General features: G+C 70.2%; 18 protein-coding genes. 4 read left to right on the top strand and 14 right to left on the bottom strand.

Annotated features, from left to right (window positions below; all coding sequences use genetic code 11):
• Nucleotides 1-19: 19 nt before the first annotated feature.
• The 5 genes from rfbD to ABFX50_RS12320 form a co-directional block, all read right to left on the bottom strand.
• A complete protein-coding gene (gene rfbD / locus ABFX50_RS12300) occupies nt 20-877 on the bottom strand; it encodes a dTDP-4-dehydrorhamnose reductase (protein WP_346145967.1) in 858 nt (285 codons plus the stop codon).
• Complete coding sequence (gene rfbB, locus ABFX50_RS12305) at nt 874-1842, bottom strand: dTDP-glucose 4,6-dehydratase (protein WP_346145969.1); 969 nt, start codon at nt 1840-1842, stop codon at nt 874-876. The genes rfbD and rfbB overlap by 4 nt, the downstream gene beginning before the upstream one ends.
• On the bottom strand, nt 1839-2906 hold the full coding sequence (locus ABFX50_RS12310; RefSeq protein WP_346145970.1) for a glucose-1-phosphate thymidylyltransferase: 1068 nt from the start codon (nt 2904-2906) through the stop codon (nt 1839-1841). Before ABFX50_RS12310 ends, rfbB begins: the two co-directional genes overlap by 4 nt.
• The gene (locus ABFX50_RS12315) at nt 2906-4354 is read right to left on the bottom strand and encodes a sugar transferase (RefSeq protein ID WP_346145972.1); all 1449 of its coding nucleotides are present in this window, start codon (nt 4352-4354) and stop codon (nt 2906-2908) included. The genes ABFX50_RS12310 and ABFX50_RS12315 overlap by 1 nt, the downstream gene beginning before the upstream one ends.
• A gap of 343 nt (nt 4355-4697) precedes the next feature.
• Nucleotides 4698-5048 (bottom strand): hypothetical protein, encoded by a 351-nt coding sequence (locus tag ABFX50_RS12320; protein WP_346145974.1) that lies wholly within the window; start codon nt 5046-5048, stop codon nt 4698-4700.
• A gap of 261 nt (nt 5049-5309) precedes the next feature.
• Here ABFX50_RS12320 and ABFX50_RS12325 point away from each other — a divergent pair, with 261 nt between their 5' ends.
• A complete protein-coding gene (locus ABFX50_RS12325; RefSeq protein ID WP_346145976.1) occupies nt 5310-7472 on the top strand; it encodes a right-handed parallel beta-helix repeat-containing protein in 2163 nt (720 codons plus the stop codon).
• On the opposite strand, the gene ABFX50_RS12330 is transcribed toward ABFX50_RS12325, so the two are convergent.
• Both ABFX50_RS12330 and ABFX50_RS12335 read right to left on the bottom strand, forming a co-directional pair.
• Nucleotides 7469-8071 carry a GntR family transcriptional regulator gene (locus ABFX50_RS12330; RefSeq protein WP_346145978.1) on the bottom strand — a complete coding sequence of 201 codons (603 nt, stop codon included), beginning with the start codon at nt 8069-8071 and terminating at the stop codon, nt 7469-7471. The genes ABFX50_RS12325 and ABFX50_RS12330 overlap by 4 nt on opposite strands.
• Nucleotides 8046-8897 (bottom strand): DMT family transporter, encoded by an 852-nt coding sequence (locus tag ABFX50_RS12335; RefSeq protein WP_346145980.1) that lies wholly within the window; start codon nt 8895-8897, stop codon nt 8046-8048. The genes ABFX50_RS12330 and ABFX50_RS12335 overlap by 26 nt, the downstream gene beginning before the upstream one ends.
• A 63-nt stretch (nt 8898-8960) precedes the next feature.
• Here ABFX50_RS12335 and ABFX50_RS12340 point away from each other — a divergent pair, with 63 nt between their 5' ends.
• Nucleotides 8961-9329, top strand: a complete 369-nt coding sequence (locus tag ABFX50_RS12340) for a guanyl-specific ribonuclease (protein WP_346145982.1) — start codon at nt 8961-8963, stop codon at nt 9327-9329.
• A complete protein-coding gene (locus ABFX50_RS12345; protein ID WP_183651894.1) occupies nt 9326-9628 on the top strand; it encodes a barstar family protein in 303 nt (100 codons plus the stop codon). The genes ABFX50_RS12340 and ABFX50_RS12345 overlap by 4 nt, the downstream gene beginning before the upstream one ends.
• Here the strand turns inward: ABFX50_RS12345 and ABFX50_RS12350 are convergent.
• Nucleotides 9598-9894, bottom strand: a complete 297-nt coding sequence (locus tag ABFX50_RS12350) for a hypothetical protein (protein ID WP_346145984.1) — start codon at nt 9892-9894, stop codon at nt 9598-9600. The genes ABFX50_RS12345 and ABFX50_RS12350 overlap by 31 nt on opposite strands.
• A gap of 93 nt (nt 9895-9987) precedes the next feature.
• On the opposite strand from ABFX50_RS12350, the gene ABFX50_RS12355 reads away from it, so the two are divergent.
• The gene (locus ABFX50_RS12355; RefSeq protein WP_183651901.1) at nt 9988-10314 is read left to right on the top strand and encodes a DUF742 domain-containing protein; all 327 of its coding nucleotides are present in this window, start codon (nt 9988-9990) and stop codon (nt 10312-10314) included.
• Here the strand turns inward: ABFX50_RS12355 and ABFX50_RS12360 are convergent.
• From ABFX50_RS12360 to ABFX50_RS12385, 6 genes are all read right to left on the bottom strand, one after another.
• A complete protein-coding gene (locus ABFX50_RS12360) occupies nt 10301-10681 on the bottom strand; it encodes a hypothetical protein (protein WP_183651904.1) in 381 nt (126 codons plus the stop codon). The two genes, ABFX50_RS12355 and ABFX50_RS12360, sit on opposite strands and share 14 nt — an antisense overlap.
• 22 nt (nt 10682-10703) lie before the next feature.
• Entirely contained in the window at nt 10704-11180 is a 477-nt protein-coding gene (locus ABFX50_RS12365; RefSeq protein WP_346145987.1) for a GNAT family N-acetyltransferase, read from the bottom strand.
• Entirely contained in the window at nt 11177-12037 is an 861-nt protein-coding gene (locus tag ABFX50_RS12370; RefSeq protein WP_346145989.1) for a phosphotransferase, read from the bottom strand. Before ABFX50_RS12370 ends, ABFX50_RS12365 begins: the two co-directional genes overlap by 4 nt.
• A 74-nt stretch (nt 12038-12111) precedes the next feature.
• Entirely contained in the window at nt 12112-12858 is a 747-nt protein-coding gene (locus tag ABFX50_RS12375) for a phosphotransferase (RefSeq protein ID WP_346146450.1), read from the bottom strand.
• 100 nt (nt 12859-12958) lie between these two features.
• Nucleotides 12959-13294 (bottom strand): MmcQ/YjbR family DNA-binding protein, encoded by a 336-nt coding sequence (locus ABFX50_RS12380; protein ID WP_183651910.1) that lies wholly within the window; start codon nt 13292-13294, stop codon nt 12959-12961.
• Between the two features lie 32 nt (nt 13295-13326).
• The gene (locus ABFX50_RS12385; protein WP_346145991.1) at nt 13327-15381 is read right to left on the bottom strand and encodes an ATP-binding protein; all 2055 of its coding nucleotides are present in this window, start codon (nt 15379-15381) and stop codon (nt 13327-13329) included.
• Nucleotides 15382-15467: the final 86 nt, after the last annotated feature.

Here is a 15467-nt window from a genome sequence, read left to right on the forward strand (position 1 = left end):
CCACGCCGCGTGCGCCGCCTCAGCTCTGGAGGGCCGGCCACGCCGCGCGCAGGGCCGTCCGCCAGTCCCGTGGCGCGGGCAGCCCGGCCGCCGCCCACCGGGCGTGGCCCAGGACCCCGTAGGCGGGTCTGGGCGCGGGGCGGGGAAAGGCCGAGGTGGCCACGGGGATCACCCGGTCGGGGTCGGCGCCCAGCAGGGTGAAGACCTCGCGGGCGAGTCCGTGCCAGGTGGCCTGTCCCGCGTTCGTCCCGTGGTAGATGCCGGGGGGCGCCTGCGACCGGGCGAGCAGGAGGAGGTGCCGGGCGAGGTCGGCCGCCGAGGTCGGCTGCCCGTGCTGATCGTCGACCACCTGCACGGTCTCGCGTTCGGCGGCCAGACGCGCCATGGTCTTGACGAAGTTGGCGCCGGACCTGCCGTACAGCCAGGCCGTCCTGACGATGTAGCCGCTGTCGGGCAGCAGGTCGAGCACCGCGCGTTCGCCTGAGAGCTTGGTGCGTCCGTAGGCGTTGAGCGGCGCGGTGGGCGCGTCCTCGGGGTAGGGCGTCGTCGCCGTCCCCGAGAAGACGTAGTCGGTGGACAGGTGGATGAGGCGGGCGCCCGCCTCGCGGCACGCGAGGGCGAGGGCACGCGGGCCCGCCGCGTTGACCTGGTGGGCGCGTTCCTCCTGCGCTTCGGCGTCGTCCACCGCCGTCCACGCCGCGCAGTTGACCACAACGGACGGCTTCACCCTGGCCACCAGGTCGCGCACCGAGCCCTCGTCGGACAGGTCGAGGACGCGCCGCCCAGGGGGGACGACCCGCTCTCCCTCGGCTTCCAGCAGCGCCACGAGTTCGGCGCCCAGCTGGCCCGTGGAGCCTGTCACCATCCAGGTGCTCATCCGCCCGCCCTGAGCGGCTTCCACCAGGAGGGGTTGTCGGCGTACCAGCGGACCGTCTCGGCGATGCCCTCGTCGAAGCCGACGGCGGGCCGGTAGCCCATGGCGCGCAGTTTGCCGTCGTCGAGCGAGTAGCGGCGGTCGTGGCCCTTGCGGTCCTCGACGTGCTCCACCCGCTCCCAGTCCGCTCCACAGGCGCGCAGCAGGCGATCGGTGAGCTCCCTGTTGGTCAGCTCGGCCGTGCCCGCGATGTGGTAGGTCTCGCCGGCCTCGCCCCGCTCGGCGACGAGCTGGATCCCCGCGCAGTGGTCGGCGACGTGGACCCAGTCGCGCACGTTCTCGCCGTCACCGTAGAGGGGGACGTTCCGCCCCTCCAGCAGATTCGTCGTGAAGAGCGGGATGATCTTCTCCGGGTACTGGTAGGGGCCGTAGTTGTTGCCGCACCTGGTGACGCAGACCGGCAGGCCGTGCGTGATGGCGTAGGCGCGGGCGATCAGGTCGCCGCCCGCCTTCGAGGCGGCGTACGGCGAGCGGGGCCGTACGGGCGCCTCCTCCGTCCAGGAACCCGTCTCGATCGAGCCGTAGACCTCGTCGGTCGAGACCTGCACGAACTTCGCTGTTCCGGCGTCGAGACAGGCCTGCAGCAGGGTCTGCGTGCCCAGCACGTTCGTGCGCACGAACTCCGCCGCCCCCTCGATCGACCGGTCCACGTGGGACTCGGCGGCGAAGTTGATCACCAGGTCGTGCCCTGGAACGGTCCGCCCGAGCAGCTCCGCGTCGCAGATGTCGCCGTGGACGAAGCGGAAGCGGCCGGCCACCGCCTCCAGGTTGGCCAGGTTGCCCGCGTACGTGAGCCGGTCGAGAACGGTCACGTCGGCGCCCGCGAACGCGGGATAGCCGCCGGACGCCAGCGTGCGGACGTAGTGCGACCCGATGAAGCCGGCGCCGCCGGTGACGAGAATCCTCATGAACTGATCTGCACCTTGCTGTGATCGCCGAGCACGAGCCGGTGTGCTCGGGGGGTGTGAGGGGCGGGGGTGACCTCGACGTCGTGCCCGATGAGTGAGGCCTCGATCCGCCGGACCCCCGAGATCGACGCGCGAGGCAGCACGATCGAGTACTCGATCTCGCTGTCGATGATCCTGCAGTCCTTCGCGATCGAGGTGAAGGGGCCTATGTAGGAGGCGCTCACCTCGGTGCCCGCGCCGATGATGGCGGGGCCCACGATGCGTGACCCGCGCACCACCGCCCCCTTCTCGACCACCACCCGCCCGATCAGCTGGCTGGCCCCGTCGACGCTTCCCGACACCTCCGGCTCGAGCGACTCCAGGACCAGGCGGTTGACTTCGAGCATGTCGGTGACGTTACCCGTGTCCTTCCAGTATCCGGAGATGACCGTGGACTCGATCCGGTACTCCTCGTCGATCAGCCACTGGATGGCGTCGGTGATCTCCAGCTCCCCGCGCCACGACGGCTTCAGCTCGGTCACCGCTGTGTGGATCGCCGGGGTGAACAGGTAGACCCCGACCAGCGCCAGATCGCTCTTCGGCCTGGAGGGCTTCTCCTCCAGAGCGACGACCCGCCCGCCGTCGTCGAGTTCGGCCACCCCGAACTCCTGCGGGTTGGCCACCTGGGTGAGAAGGATCTGCGCAGCGGGACGCTCGGCCCTGAACGTGGACACCAGGTCGTTGATGCCGCCGACGATGAAGTTGTCGCCGAGGTACATGACGAAGTCGTCGTCCCCGAGGTAGTCCCGTGCGATGAGCACCGCGTGCGCGAGGCCGAGCGGCGCGGCCTGACGGAGATAGGTCACCGACAGGTGGAATCGGGTGCCGTCGCCGACCGCCGCCTCGATCTCGGCCTGCGTGTCGCCCACCACGATCCCGACCTCGGTGATGCCGGCGTCGGCGATCGCCTCCAGCGCGTAGTGGAGCACCGGCTTGTTGGCCACGGGGACCAGCTGCTTGGCGGACGTGTGCGTGATCGGGCGTAACCGGGTGCCCGATCCTCCTGCGAGGACGAGAGCCTTCATCAGTACGCCCCCTCACCGCGGGTGACGGCGGGCCAGGTCTTCCACAGGATCTGGAGATCCAGGATCAGCGACCAGTTCTCGACGTAGCGCAGATCGAGCCTGACCGACTCCTCCCAGCTGAGGTCGGATCGCCCGTTCACCTGCCACAGACCGGTGATGCCGGGCTTGACGAGCAGCCTGCGGCGCACGTCGTCGCCGTACTTGGCCACCTCCTCGGGTAAGGGAGGACGCGGCCCCACCAGGGACATGTCGCCGCGCATGACGTTGAACAGCTGAGGGAGCTCGTCGACGGAGCGACGCCGCAGCCAGGCCCCCACGGAGGTGATTCTTGGATCGTTCCTAATCTTGAAGAGCACGCCGTCACTCTCGTTGAGCTCACGCAGGTCGGTCTTGATCTGTTCGGCGTCGCTCACCATCGTCCTGAACTTGTAGACGGTGAACTCCTTACCGTCCTTGCCGACCCTGGTCTGGCGGAACAGCGCGGGCCCGGAGCTGTTCACCCTGATCACGGAGGCGACCAGCACGAAGACCGGCAGCAGGAGGAGAAGGGCCGAGGCGGCGAGCACCTTGTCGAAGACGCTCTTGACGATCTGCCGGCCGCCTTTGAGGTAGGGGTGGTCGACGTGCAGCAACGGCAGGCCGGCGACAGGGCGGATGTTGATGCGCGGCCCTGCCACCTCCATGAGGGCCGAGGCCACGTAGAGGTCGGTGTCACGTTCCTCCAGCCGCCATGCCAGCTGGCGCAGGGCGATGCCGTCGAACTCCGGGCAGGAGAGCACCGCGACCGTGTCCGCGCCCACCTCGGTCACCACGTCGGCGACGCGGGAGAAGTCACCCAGCACGGGAAAGCCGTCGAACTGGTGCGGCACCTCGGGGTCGAGCGGGGAAGGCACGCAGGCGCCCACGATCCGCATGCCGTGGTAGCGCTCCCTGCTCAGCTGGCGGTGGAGCTCGATGACGGCCGTCCAGTGACCGACGACCAGGACGCTGCGCATGCACTCGCCCTCGTAACGGCGCTGGTGCAGCCGCTTGCGCAGCCGGTAGCGGAAGAACAGGTCGGCCAGGGCGGCCAGGGGGAGGCCCGCCATGACGTAGCCCCTGGCGATCGGGGTCTGCGTGCCGTACGCGATGATCGCCACGAGTGAGGCGAGAGCGGCGGCGGCCTGGAAGACCCTTCGGTACTCGTCGGGCGCGTCACCCAGGTAGCGCTCGTCGTACCCGCCTGCCGCCGCGATCACCACCGGCCAGCTCGCCACGAGTACTCCGGCCAGGCCTATCTCGATGGGTGTGAGCTGGCCCGTGAAGCTTCTGATCACCACCACCGTCGTCAGGCCGGCGAAGACGCAGGCGAGGTCGCCCGCGATCGCGGTGCGGACGTAGCGCCTGAACCATAACCGCCCCTCCTTCTGATCGGTCGATAACGCTGCTCTCTGTACGGCTGTATCCATTGCCCCTCGCTGCACTAACCGCGCCCCATGCACAACAGACGTGCCACTAGCCCCACTGGTTGACAGCCAAAGCCCCCAAATCGGGATCATCCATAGAATCCAAGACGCCTGCCGTTCATCGGAAGTCAACTTGGATGTCCAGATCCGGCCACGCGGATTGATAGGAGTCGGTCTTGACAGGTCGCCGCCTCAGATGCCACGACCATGGCCGGCAATTCGACGGCGCATCACCAGCACCATGGGTGATCACCGGTATCGGCATACGGGACTAAATTGCCGATCAACGCCTATGGCAAAGATCGCCCTTGACAGAAGACCCGCGATCCAGATCAGCCGAGACGCGTCAGTCGTACTCCAGATCCTGCAGCGCGGCGGGGGGTTCGGGGCTCCGCCACACCACGACGATCCGGTCAGCGATCGCCTCCGAGGCGGCACGCAGCCGCTCGAGGTCGAAGTCGGGCAGGTAGCGCAGTCGCGCCAGGAAGGTGGCGTCCGTGGCGGACCGCGGCACGACGCAGCCTTCCCCATCGCGGTCGAGGAGAATGTAGAGAAGCTCGGATTCCGACTCGGTGACGACCCGCACCTCGACGACGTCTTCCCACGCCATCGCCTCGACGCTCCCGTCGGAGTAGTGGCGGGTCACGCCCTCTTCGGTGACGTACACGTAGGAGTCCGGCACTGCGTTGCCGTGCATGGGCGCGATTCTTGCGAGTTCAGGGTGTTTCCCGCAAGGGACCTACACCGCAGAATGGCGGAAAGTACGGTGACATGCCCAGCGTCGCCCGGGATCCAGAACGGTTGAGCACTTTCATAGGCAGCAAACCACCTATATCGGTATGAAGGTGACATGAAGCTTCGCTTTAGCAGCGTGGCCTTGAGCTTGCTCGTCATATTGACGCCGTCGGGATTCTCCGGCACGTCAGCGGCGACGCTCTCTCCTGGGATTCAGCTCTTCGTGTCCGCTGCGGACGGAGACGACGGGAACGCGGGAACGGCCGAGAGCCCCCTGCGCACCGCGGCCGCCGCGGTCGGCCGTGCCAAGGCCGACGCGATGACGACGATCGTGCTCCGCGGAGGCGACTACCGCGAATCGCTCGGCGGCATCGCCAAGCCGGTGACGATCGAGGCGTACCCCGGTGAGGAGGTGTGGTTCAAGGGCAGCACGCTGGTCGAGCCCGGCACGTTCGTGGCCGACGGCTCCGCCTGGCGGCTGGACGGCTGGAACCCTGACATCTGCAGGCCCGGCGCGGACGGCAGGGCCTGCGTCTTCCCGCCCGACATCGTCCAGGGCAACGAGCTGGCGGGCGACCCCGCGATGGTCTTCTACAACGGCGCGCCGCTTCGCCAGGTGGCGGCCCACGACCGGCTCGGCAAGGACACCTTCTACTGGGACAGCGCTCGCGGCAGGCTGTACGTCGGCAACGACCCCGCCGGGCAGGTGGTCGAGGTCTCGAGCAGGCGCTACGCGCTGCAGTTCCTGGCCGGAGCCGAGAACTCCGTCGTACGCGGGATCGGCTTCGCGCAGTACGCCACGAGCCAGGACTACCGCAAGCACCCGGCTGTGGTCATCAGCCAGGCGGACGGCGTGGTTCTCGAGGAGAACACCATCACGCTGAACGCCGCCGCCGGAGTGGTGGCCAACGCCTCGAACATGCGGATCACCGGTAACGAGATCTCCTTCAACGGCTCCAACGGCGTGCTCTCCTACAGGGCGGTGGGCCTGCGCTTCGAGAGCAACAAGATCGTGGGCAACAACCAGGAGCGAACGGGGCTGGAGTCGTCACGCAGCCTGGCGGGCGCCGGGATGAAGGCCACCTACCTGCGCAAGGCGATCATCAAAGACAACGTCTTCGAGGGCAACGTCGGCACGGGTTTCTGGTGCGACCTGTCCTGCGAGGACGTCACGATCGTCGGCAACCTCGCCAAGGGCAACGCCAAACACGGCCTGTACTACGAGGTCTCCGCCCGCGGGCTCATCGCCTCCAACCTCATGACGGGCAACGGCCAGTCCGGGCTCAAGATCAGCGGCTCCAACCACGTGCGCGTGTACAACAACACCCTCGCCGACAACGCGCAGACGCTCCTCGTCGCCGAGGATCCCAGGCCGAACACCGATCGCTGCGACGCCGACAACTGCCCCAGCGAGGAGGCCCTGGCCCGGGGCGTGACCTGGGACACCTCGGACGTGACGCTGATGAACAACGTCTTCGCCGCCAGGGCGCAGGGCGCCGGCGTCATCGAGACCGTCGACGCCAACGGGCAGGCGTCGGGCAGGCGGGTGGGCGCGAAGGGCATGATTCCCGGCACCCAGATGGACCACAACGCCTACCACAGGGCCGGGCCCTCCAGCCCTCCTCACCTGGTCACGTGGGCGCAGCCGAGCGGCGGCGAGGTCGGCTACCCCACTCTCACGGCCTTCAAGGCGACGGGGCACGAGAGGCACGGCCGCTATCTGGAGGGCGCCCAGCCGCTCTTCGCCGGCGCCGACGACTACCGCGTCCTCCAGGACAGCCAGGCGGCGGAGAAGGGAGCCCCCCTGCCCGCCGACATCGCGGCCGCGCTCGAGGTGGAAGAGGGCACCCGGCCCCCGCTCGGCGCGCTCCGCTGGCCCGACTCGGACTCCGGCGGCTCCGAACCCCCGGCCACCGCCTCTCCCTCACCCTCCCCCACGCCTACGGACAGGCAGGGGGTGCTCCGCAGGCCGGTCCACTTTCTGGTGCATGCGGCGACCGGTCACGTCCTGATGACACTGGACAGGCGAGAGGCCGAGCGGGCCGCGTCCCGTGGCTACGACAGCCGAGGGGTGGGCTTCCTCGCCTCCTCGGGCCGGGCGCGGGCGCTGGCTCCCGTCCACCGTCTCCTCCACCCCGCGACGGGCGACAGGCTCCTGCTCACGAGCGCGGCCGAGCGGGACACCGCGGTGACGCGATGGGGTTACACCGTCGAGGGCGTGGCCTTCTACGCCTCCGTGTCACCGACGGCGGGCCTCGTGGACATCCATCGCCTGCAGAAGGGCGCCTACCACCGGTACGTGATCGGCCCGGCCGCCAGGGACGCGGCGATCGCCGAGGGCTGGCGCTACGAGCACGTCGCCTTCTACGCCAGGCCGCCCGCCTAGTCGCCGGCCGTCGAGCCCCAGGAATGTCCGAGATGTTCGTGGACGGCGGCCTGGGCGTCTCCCGCGGCTATCGCGTCGAGCAGGGCGCGGTGCTCGGCGACCAGTTGGTCGCGGTCCTCGTAGACCCTGCGCAGACGTACCAGGCCGAGTCTCGTCTCGGCCGCCAGCGCCCCGTACAGCCGCAGCAGCCTGGGGCTTCCCACCGCCTCCACCAGCGCCTGGTGCAGCGCCATGTGCTCGGCCACCACGTCCGACCAGGGGGCGTCGTCGGGCAGCGCGGCCATCCGCTCCAGCGCCGCGTCGGCCTCCCGCACCCGCCGTCCGGCCAGCGACCTGGCCATCAACTGCTCCAGCGGCCTGCGGACGAACATGAGGTCGTCGAGGTCCGCCGTCGTCACCTCGGGGACGTACGCGCTGCGGTTGCGCTCGCGCCTGAGGAGACCCTCGTGCACGAGGACGGCCAGCGCCTCCCTGACCGTCGGCCGCGCGACGCCGTAGGCGGCGGCGATCTCCTGCTCGGGAAGCGACGTGCCCGGATCTATCTCACCCGACAGCACCCGCTGCCGCAGCGCGTCAGCGAGCGCGCTGACCGTCGACACCGGCCTCAACACTGATCTTCTTCCTCTCCGGTACGGCCACCGCCACGAGGCTGGCCCCGAGCAGCACCAGCCCGCCGAACGACACAGGGGTCAGCGTCTCACGCAGGACGAGGAGTCCGAGCAGCGCGGCGACCGCGGGTTCGGCCAGGGCGAGGGTGGCGGCGGTGGCGACGGGGGTGGTGCGCAGGCCCCTGCCGTACAGGAAGTAGGCCAGGGCGGTGGTGCCGACGCCCAGGTAGAGGGCGGCGAGCAGACCGCGCGGCTCGGCCAGCCAGCCGGGGCCTGTGAGGATCAGGACGGGGAGCATGATGACCGCGGCGCCGCCGAACATGATGCCCATGACGGCGTCGGAGGGGGCTCCGCCGTTGATCGCCTTCGCCGCGGTGACGGCGTAGAAGGCGTAGATGAGCCCGCCGAGCAGCGCCAGCAGCACGCCCACCAGCACCTCGTCACCCGCCTGCGCCTCGCCGCCGACGATCAGCGCGGCGCATCCCGCGATGGCCGCGGCCGTGGCGGCGGCCCATCTGGCGGAGAACTGCCTGGAGAGCAGTCCGGTGAAGATCGGGCCGCTGCCGATCGCCACCACCGTGCCGATGGCCACCCCCGTACGGCTGACCGCGGCGAAGAAGCAGAGCTGGTAGGCGGCGACGGCGACCGCGCCGAGCAGCAGGGCGGGCGTGACGCGGGCGCCCCTGGCCAGCAGAGCCAGCAGGAGGCCGCCGATGACCAGGCGGGCGGCGGCCACGGAGACCGGATCGGCGGTGATCAGCAGGCCGGCCGTGCCCGCCGTTCCCCAGAGGACGGCGGCGGCGAGGACGTTCTTCATTCGGACATTGTCTGACAACTAGACAAGGTTCGTCCAGTGAAATGTCCGGGTAAACCGAATGAGGTGAATTTCAGGGGCATCGCAGCGGTCCTGTTGGTACTCGTCACGTTCATCGGGGGTTGCGGAGCCGCCGTCGTCCCGACGGCCATGCCCGTCAAGGCGCTCTCCTCGCTCCCGCCCGAAGCGGCCAGGACCTGGAAGCTCATCCAGAACGACGGCCCCTTCCCCTACAGGAGGGACGGCGTGGTGTTCCAGAACCGGGAGCGGCTGCTGCCGCAGCAGAAGCGCGGCTACTACCACGAGTACACGGTGCCGACCCCTGGCTCGCGCGACAGGGGCGCGCGGCGCCTGGTCACGGGGGCCCAGGCGAACGAGCTCTACTACACCGCCGACCACTACCGCTCCTTCGTCTCCGTGGACGTGAAGCGATGAGGTTCGAGCACGAGATCGGCGGCGACACGCTCGACACCTCCGACGCGGTGATGGCGGCGATCGCCTCCGCGCTGGAGTTCCCCTCCTACTTCGGGCACAACCTCGACGCACTCTACGACTGCCTCACGGACCTGTCCTGGCTGCCCGCGGGCGAGCACGTGCTGATCTGGTCGAACCCCGCGCCGCTGCGCGCGGCCGATGCCACGGCCTACGACGCGATCGCGGCCGTGCTGACCGAGGCGGTCGCCGACGGCGCCGGCGGCGACGCCTACCTGTCGGTTCTCCTGCAGGCCGACTGAACCAGCAGCCTGCGCCTTGCCAGTGTGGTGGCCACGCAGTGCGCGCAGAACACGCCCCTGCGGCCCTCACCGCAGGTGCAGAACCACGCCAGTGAGCCGTCGACCACACGGAGTTCCACGTGCGCCGCGCCGCCCGCCACCTCGGCGGTCACGACCGTCGGCGCGTAGCGCACGACCTGCACCGATTCCTCGAGTTCTTCCCCTCGCTCGACCACCTGTGGGGCGGCGAGCCACACCTGTGTCTCGGCAAGCTCCCCGATGAGCATTCGCACTCCCTTCTCGACGTAGGGAGTGCCCGCAGATACTGTCACCGACGGGTCAGAGGTTGCTACTGTTGGCCGCTTCCCGGAGGCGACGAGATGAGTGAAGACTGGTTAGTCCGGCCGTACATGATGACGCGCGGCCGTACTCGCCCGACGGGCGAGGATTTCGACCTGATCGCCATCGTGGCGGCGACCGGGGTGCCCTCACCCAGCGCCGGTCTCACCCCTGAGTACCTCAGGGTGCTCGCCGCCTGCCGCAATCCCATATCCGTCGCCGAGGTCGCCTCCGCCACGGGGCTGTCGCTCGGCGTGGTCCGCGTGCTGCTCGGCGACCTGCGCGAAAGGCAGCTGGTCACCGTACGGCACGCGGCCGAGGACGTGGGCGTGCTGCGCGAGGTGCTGCACGGCCTCAGATCTCTGTGATCTCCTCGAGCAGCTGGTCGAGCAGCCGGCGGGCGGGCGAGACGACCTCGCCGACGTGCCCTTCGAGCAGCGCCAGCGCCTCGTGGATGCTGCCCGTGCTCTTCGTCGGTAACTCCACCAGCGCCCGTTCCTCGACCAGCGCCTCGCCGCTGACGTGGAAGAACGCCTCGGAGTGGGCGAAGGACACCGAGAAGCGCACCGTCCGCCCGTCGGGCAGCGTGAACAGCACGCCCGTCGTCCACCCCGCGGGCTGGAAGTAGGTCAGCTGCTCGCGCCTGACGAACGGATGGCGCAGCTCGTCGAACATGGCCGCCGCCCTGCTCATGGCCGCCAGCAGCCCGGCCGCCGCGCGGCTCTCGCTGTCCACAGCCCGAGAGTAAAGGAGCGTGTCAGTCGGTGGCCAGCCGCGCGTGCCGTTCGACGTCGTAGCGGACGCCGTCGTAGACGAGCTTTCCCCTCTCGATCCCCTCAGCCACGAACCCCGCTCTGACCGCGACCTTGCAGGAGGCGGGGTTGTTGGTGCGGTGGCCGAGCTCCAGCCGGAAGAGCCCCCGCTCGGCGAAGGCCCACTCGGCCAGCAGGCCCGCGGCCCGCGCCGCCACCCCCCTGCCGCGCGCCTGCGCGGTGGTCCAGTAGGAGACCCAGCCGTTGCCGTGCCTGTCGATGCCTGTGACCGCGACGTTGCCCACGACGAGCCCGTCGAGCTCGACCGCGAAGGCGTGCCCTCTGTCCTGCCAGCCCTCGATCCAGCGCACGGCGTCGTCGAGCGTGCGGATCGGCTCGCCGCTCTGCGCGCGCATGTCCTCGGACCTGAAGGCCTCGAGCACCCTGTCCGCGTCGCCGGCCGTCCACTCGCGCAGCCTCACAGCGCGTACCTCCCGAGATCGAGGGCGAGCAGGTCGGTGAGGAAGCGCGCGTGCCTGTCGAGGTGCCACTCGCCGTTGATCACCGTCCAGACGCCCCATTCCAGCATCATGTACAGCAGGGCCGTCGGCCACAGCTCCCGCTCCTTCTCGGTGAGCTCGACGTGCCGCAGGTAGCCGTCGCGGAAGCTCGCCCATTCGGCGGCGGTGAACACCCGCGCGGGCTCGCCGTCCAGGTCGTTGTGGAACAGCAGCGCCGCCAGCGCGAGGTCGAGCAGGCGGGGCGCGCGCTCGCCGTTGTCCGGATCGACCAGCACGGGCCCTTCGCCCGTGTAGACGAGGTTGACCGCCTTGAAGTCCATGCTGACCTCGGCCACCGGCAGCCCGGCGTCGCGGATCGCGGGCAGCGTCGTGGTCATGAACGCCCGCAGCGGCTCCTCGAACCTGCTCGTGTACGGCGCGAGCCCGTCGACGTCCTCCTGCACGGAGGCCTCGTCGTGGTCGGGCCACCCGAAGTCCTCGAGCCCCTCCTTGGTGCCCGCCGCGTGCAGGCGGCCGAGCAGCTCGCCCGCTGCGGCGACGTCCCGCTCCGACCCGTCGTAGGCGCGGCCCTCCACCCAGGGGTAGGCCACCCAGTGATCGTCGCCGATCTCGTACGGCCCCGCCAGCGGCGTGACCACGGGCAGCCCTAGCTCCTTCAGCCTGCGCACCCACCGGCCCATCGCCTCGGCGTCACGGGTCCGTTTCACCGCCACGCGCACGCCGTCGATCAACCCGGTGAAGACCGGCGCGTACGGGTAGATCGACTCCTGCGAGGGGATGCCGAACCGCTCGAACACCTCGGCGTGGTCAGCTGTCACGCCGCCCGACCCTAGCGGCCCGTTGTGTCCTTGAGCATCCGCTTTTTGCCCGCGCCCGCACCCGGCAGGCCGGCTCACGAAGTGAGGCGGTCCCTCACGCCCTCCAGGCCGGAGGCGACGGTCGAGGGGTCGTCGGTATCCAGGCCGTAGAGGACCTCGTGCCACGGCCCCAGCCGATGCCACAGCAGGGCGCGCCCGCGCTCCTCACCTGTCACGGCGTAGGCCTCGGCCAGCGCCTCGGCGAACGGCGGCGGCGTGCCGTACAGCAGCCAGGACAGATCGATCGCCCGGTCACCGACATGGGCGTCGGAGAAGTCGATCACCCCGGTCAGCTCGCCGCCCACGGCCAGCAGATGCTCGGGCCCGAGATCGGCATGGACCACGGTGTCGGCGGGCAGCGCCTCGACCGCGTCGAGCAACGCCTCCGCCTCCGCGCGCTCGGTGACCATGGGCACGACCACCTCCCTGAACCGCCCGAGAAAGGCCCGCCGCTCCTGGAGGGCGGCCTCGGCGCCCCGCAGCCCGTGCTCGACCGCTCCTGCGACGTCCGCCCCGTGGAGCGCCTGGAGAAAGGCGCCCAGCTGCCTGCCGTGGACGGCCGTCAACTCCGTGACAGGCCGACCGGGAACGGCCTCATGCCTGACGACCAGCGGCTCGATGTCCACCACGCGCGGGACGGGGACCTTGAGGGGGAGCTGGGGAGCCAGCCAGGGCATCACCCTGGTCTCCATGATCAGCAGATCGGCCACCTCGGGGCGGCGCGGGCGCCTGTCGATCCATCGCCCGTCCACCAGCGTCGCCACGCTGTCCCACCCCTGCATCACGTCCACGGCCCTCAGTAGATCACGCTGCCCGGCGGAGGACGCAGGCCGGTGCGCCGCGAGACGGCCCGAGCGCCACGCCGAGCGAGCGCCCATGCCGTCAGAGGGTGGACTCGATGAGCCTCTTGGGCGCCGACAGGGACCACGCCTCGGTGACCATCTCGGCGAGCTCGTCGGCCTCGATGCCCGCCAGCCTCACCACCACCCACCCGAACCTGCCCGCCGTGAACTGGACCTCGAAGACCTCGGGCCGCTCGGCCACCAGGGCGAGCTGCTCCTCGACCGTGGCCTTCAGGCCGACGGTCTCGGTCTCCTCCCACAGGTAGCCGAAGCCCTTGCCGCGCACCTTGAACCCGACATAGCCGGCGCTCTCGTGCTGCGACACCTCAGGCAACCGCAGGACGATCGCCATGAACTCCTCGACGCTCACACCCATGCCGCACATGTAACCAGACGGCGCCGACAGTCCTAGGCGACGGCCCTGGCGATCACCTCGTCCAGGTCGAAGGCCGCACCCTTGTCCGCGATCTCCTGGAAGGCGCCTTCGCCCAGCACCGCGACCGCTCGCCTGACCGCCTCCTCGCTCTGGTCCATGAACGGCGGGGACCCGAACAGCCGCTCCAGCCCGAAGCGCCGCCATCCCGCCTCGGCGGCGCCGAGCAGGAGCGCGGCCTGCTCGGCGGAGGCGGCGTCGGGCGAGCCGTCCGTGAGCAGCCATGCCAGGGTCTCCATGACCAGCAGCGAGCCGATGACGTCGTGGAACTCCCGTTTGCTGCGCAGCGCCCGCTGCGCGGAGGTGATCGCCCTGGAGGTACGGCCGAGCGCCCTGTGGACGTCGGCGAGCGCCCAGTACGCGTAGGAGCGCACCCACCGCTCGCCGTTCGCCTCGCACAGGTCGAGGCACTCGCTGAGCAGCTGCTCGGCGTTCTCCGGCTGGCCCTGCGCGCCCAGGCACTGCGCCAGCTCGACGATCGCGGGCAGCAGCCCCGGGTTGAGCCCGCTCTCCGCCCTGAACGACTTGACCGCCAGTTCGAGGTAGGCGGTCGCCCTGGGGAAGTCGCCGCGCAGGTAGGCGCACAGGCCGGTCATCTTGGAGGCGTAGGTCATGGCCTCGGAGTCGCCCAGGAGCGCGGCCTCCTCGGCGCAGCGCCGGGCGAGCCGTTCGGCCCCTTCGATGTCGCCCTGGCCGGAGGCGACGAAGGCCCGCACCCACAGCGCCTTGCACCGTTCCCTGCTGGGTCTCCTGCTGGCCTTCAGCGCCCGGTCGAGGTAGTGGGCGCCCTCGCCGGTGAACCCGCAGGCGTGCCAGAGGAACCACAGCGAGGCGGCCAGGTCGAGTCCGCGCTCGATCTCGTGCGGCGTGGCGAGGCAGTGCTCCATGCTGGCCATGACGTTGGGGTGCTCGACCACCATCCGCAGGTACCAGTAGACCTGCCTGGACCCCTTCGACCAGCTGCGCTCGGCCTGCCTGGCCAGGTCGAGGTAGTAGTCGCGGTGCCTGCTGCACAGCCACGCCGTCTCGCCGAGCTCCTCCAGGCGCTCGGCCCCGTAGGCGCGGATGGTGTCGAGCAGGCGGTAGCGCCCCGAGGAGGACGTCCTGGTCACGATGGACTTGTCCACCAGCCCGCTCAGCGCGCCGGCCACCTCGGCCTCGGGCAGCTCGTCGCTGGCGCAGACGTACTTGGCGGCGGCCAGGTCGAAGGAGCCCGCGAAGACCGCGAGCCTGGCCCAGAGCAGCCGCTCGCCGGCCTCGCACAGCTCGTGGCTCCAGCCCATCGTGGCGCGCAGCGCGTGGTGGCGGGTGGGGCCGACGCCGTGCGCCTCCCTGCGCAGGAGCCTGAACCTGTCGTTCAGCAGGGAGAGGAGCTGTTCGGCCGAGAGCGCCGACAGCCGTCCGGCGGCCAGCTCGATGGCCAGCGGCATGCGGTCGAGGTGCCGGCAGATCTGCGCGACGGTCTGCCTGTCGGGCGCCAGGTCGGGCTGGACGAGCGAGGCCCTGTCCAGGAACAGCTCGACGGCGTCGGCCTCGTCGAGCGGCGGGAGCGGCAGGCGCTGTTCGACGTCGAGGCCGAGTGGCTGCCTGCTGGTGACGAGCACGCGCACGCCGTAGCCGCCCAGGAGCCGTTCGACCAGCTCGGAGCATTCGGCCACGAGGTGCTCGCAGGTGTCGAGCACGAGCAGCAGCTCCTTGTCGTGCAGGAAGTCGACGAGGAAGTCGACCCTGTCGCGTGTGGAGCGGTCCTGTAACTCGAGCGCGGCGATCAGCGCGTGGGGCACCATCTCGGGGTCGCGGACCTGCGAGAGGTCGGCCATCCACACACCGTCGGGGAAGCGACCGTGCTGGGAGCCGGCCGCCCGTACGGCCAGCCTGGTCTTGCCCACCCCTCCGGGGCCTGTCACCGTGACCAGGCGCGAGGCAGCCAGCATCTCGGTGAGCCTCCGCAGATGCTCACCGCGGCCGATGAAGGAGGCGAGCTCGGCGGGGAGATTCCCACCGCGGCGCCAGCCAGGTGGTGCGTCCATGCGACCCTCCTCTGGAGAGGATAGACCGCCGGGACGGGCGGGCCGCAAGAAGCAACCAGTTCCACGAGCCATCGGACGACGACAGA

This window comes from Nonomuraea recticatena, assembly GCF_039533245.1.
Classification (GTDB): Bacteria; Actinomycetota; Actinomycetes; order Streptosporangiales; family Streptosporangiaceae; genus Nonomuraea; species Nonomuraea roseola.

Excerpts from the sequence above, each read along its gene's own strand:
- rfbD (WP_346145967.1), bottom strand. The coding sequence starts at position 877 with ATGAGCACCTGGATGGTGACAGGCTCCACGGGCCAGCTGGGCGCCGAA.
- rfbB (WP_346145969.1), bottom strand. The coding sequence starts at position 1,842 with ATGAGGATTCTCGTCACCGGCGGCGCCGGCTTCATCGGGTCGCACTAC.
- ABFX50_RS12310 (WP_346145970.1), bottom strand. The coding sequence starts at position 2,906 with ATGAAGGCTCTCGTCCTCGCAGGAGGATCGGGCACCCGGTTACGCCCG.
- ABFX50_RS12315 (WP_346145972.1), bottom strand. The coding sequence starts at position 4,354 with ATGGATACAGCCGTACAGAGAGCAGCGTTATCGACCGATCAGAAGGAG.
- ABFX50_RS12320 (WP_346145974.1), bottom strand. The coding sequence starts at position 5,048 with ATGCACGGCAACGCAGTGCCGGACTCCTACGTGTACGTCACCGAAGAG.
- ABFX50_RS12335 (WP_346145980.1), bottom strand. The coding sequence starts at position 8,897 with ATGAAGAACGTCCTCGCCGCCGCCGTCCTCTGGGGAACGGCGGGCACG.
- ABFX50_RS12345 (WP_183651894.1), top strand. The coding sequence starts at position 9,326 with ATGAGGTTCGAGCACGAGATCGGCGGCGACACGCTCGACACCTCCGAC.
- ABFX50_RS12350 (WP_346145984.1), bottom strand. The coding sequence starts at position 9,894 with ATGCTCATCGGGGAGCTTGCCGAGACACAGGTGTGGCTCGCCGCCCCA.
- ABFX50_RS12355 (WP_183651901.1), top strand. The coding sequence starts at position 9,988 with ATGAGTGAAGACTGGTTAGTCCGGCCGTACATGATGACGCGCGGCCGT.
- ABFX50_RS12375 (WP_346146450.1), bottom strand. The coding sequence starts at position 12,858 with ATGCAGGGGTGGGACAGCGTGGCGACGCTGGTGGACGGGCGATGGATC.
- ABFX50_RS12380 (WP_183651910.1), bottom strand. The coding sequence starts at position 13,294 with ATGGGTGTGAGCGTCGAGGAGTTCATGGCGATCGTCCTGCGGTTGCCT.
- ABFX50_RS12385 (WP_346145991.1), bottom strand. The coding sequence starts at position 15,381 with ATGGACGCACCACCTGGCTGGCGCCGCGGTGGGAATCTCCCCGCCGAG.